Origin of the sequence: Faecalicoccus sp. (genome assembly GCF_036552745.1) — a bacterium.
GTDB lineage: Bacteria > Bacillota_I > Bacilli_A > Erysipelotrichales > Erysipelotrichaceae > Faecalicoccus.
In genome coordinates this window covers 1-1,712 of the sequence record NZ_JAXKBY010000194.1, presented here as the reverse complement: position 1 = coordinate 1,712, position 1,712 = coordinate 1, and the positions used below count along the sequence as shown (strand labels likewise).

Sequence of the window (1,712 nt, the reverse complement as noted above, 5' to 3'; positions counted from 1 at the left end):
GTATCATCTTCTTTTTAGAGAAGAACAATGTTGATTATGATCCTAAGAAAATGAGGTAGCCATTTTCTTATAGACCATAATTTTTTCAATCGACCTTTTGTTAGGTCTTTTTGTCATGTCTTTTTAAAATTTTTGATTTTTTACTTGATTTCTAATAGTTAATCTCCTTATTTGCACAAAAATATGTGCCTGCCTGCTGTCCTTGTAGAATGCGGGTCACAATGCCTTCTTCAAATTTGGCGATCACTAGATCGGCACCGGCATCCATGGCAATTTGAGCGGCCACTAATTTAGCGCTCATACCACCGGTTCCCACATTGGAACTAGATTCATTGGTACCCATATTCAATAGCGTTTGATCAATATGGGATACATGTCGGATCAGTTGTGCTTTGGGATTTGTCTTGGGATTATCGGTATATAATCCTTCGATATCGCTCAATAAGATAATCAAATCCGCTCCAATCAAACTACCGACCGTACTGGCCAGCTGATCGTTATCGCCAAAGCTTTCGACTTCCAGTAACTCATGGGTTGAAATCGTATCGTTTTCATTGACGATAGGAATGCTTTGGAGGGCAAAAAGCTCCAGAAAGGTATTGCGAGCATTTTCTCTGGCATGTTTTTCTCGCATGATATTTTTTGTCAATAAAATTTGGGAAGCCACCATATTATATTCACTAAAAAGTCTTTGATAGACCATCATCAATCGAGCCTGCCCCACAGCCGCAAAAGCTTGTTTCTCAGCAGTCGATTCCGGTCTTCTTCCGATATGCAAAGCTCTTCGACCACAGGCAATGGCACCGGAAGATACTAAAACAACATCTTTTCCCTGTGCGCGTAAATCACATAGCACACGAACCAACTTCTCAATTCGAGATAAGTATAAATCTCCATTTTCATGTGTAATGCTGCTGGAACCAACTTTAATAACAATCCTTTTTTTATGCTTCAGACAAGATCTGTCCATTTTATTCACGACCTTCCAATTCTCTTAAAAGTAAAATCAATTCTTCTTCTGTATAAACTACATGATCACTGCACGGGCCTTCTTTTTGATGATGACGATTGAAATGAATCGTATGCAGTCCAGCCTTCCTGGCGCCTTCCATATCATTAATATAATTATCACCGATATAAAACCAGTCACTCGCCTTTTCATCTAGAGCCTTCATCACATATTGAAATGCGCGTATATCTGGTTTACTGACTCCGATCTGACCACTGGTAAAAATATGATTGGCAGGAATATAGGAAAAAACTTGTAAAGTACGCAGCTTATTTCGCTGGTGCATATCTTCACCGTTTGTCAAGATACCACATTCGCTTTTAGTCGATGAAAAGTAATCATGAAAAACAGGACTCATGGAGATCTTTTGTTGGTAATGTTTATAACATTGTTGGAATAAAACAGCATCCTCTTCTGAAAATGGGATGTCATATTCTTCACAAGCTTTTAAAATTCGGTACGCCCCTGATTGATCTACCGTAATCTGATTATTCTGAATCTTTGAAAAGATCGCATCACCATGCGCTCTGTAACAGGCATAAAAAGAATCTATTTGTTCCTGTGGCACATGCAATTGGAACTCTTTTAAACACATTTTAAAAGGCCAGGAAAGATCATAGAGGGTATCATCGCAATCAAATAAAAATTTCATGTTTTGATTATATAAAAGATAGCTACGTTTCTCAATAGCGAAGTATAAAGT

2 protein-coding genes are annotated in these 1,712 nt (G+C 38.1%); both read right to left on the bottom strand.

Annotated elements, in window-relative coordinates; translation table 11 throughout:
* Positions 1–151: 151 nt before the first annotated feature.
* Positions 152–970, bottom strand: a complete 819-nt coding sequence (gene proB / locus U0M88_RS09095; protein WP_331869603.1) for a glutamate 5-kinase — start codon at positions 968–970, stop codon at positions 152–154.
* 1 nt (position 971) lies between these two features.
* Positions 972–1,661, bottom strand: coding sequence for an HAD family hydrolase (locus U0M88_RS09090; RefSeq protein ID WP_331869602.1), 690 nt, complete (start codon positions 1,659–1,661; stop codon positions 972–974).
* Between the last annotated feature and the right edge of the window lie 51 nt (positions 1,662–1,712).

Excerpts from the sequence above, each read along its gene's own strand:
- proB (WP_331869603.1), bottom strand. The coding sequence starts at position 970 with ATGGACAGATCTTGTCTGAAGCATAAAAAAAGGATTGTTATTAAAGTT.
- U0M88_RS09090 (WP_331869602.1), bottom strand. The coding sequence starts at position 1,661 with ATGAAATTTTTATTTGATTGCGATGATACCCTCTATGATCTTTCCTGG.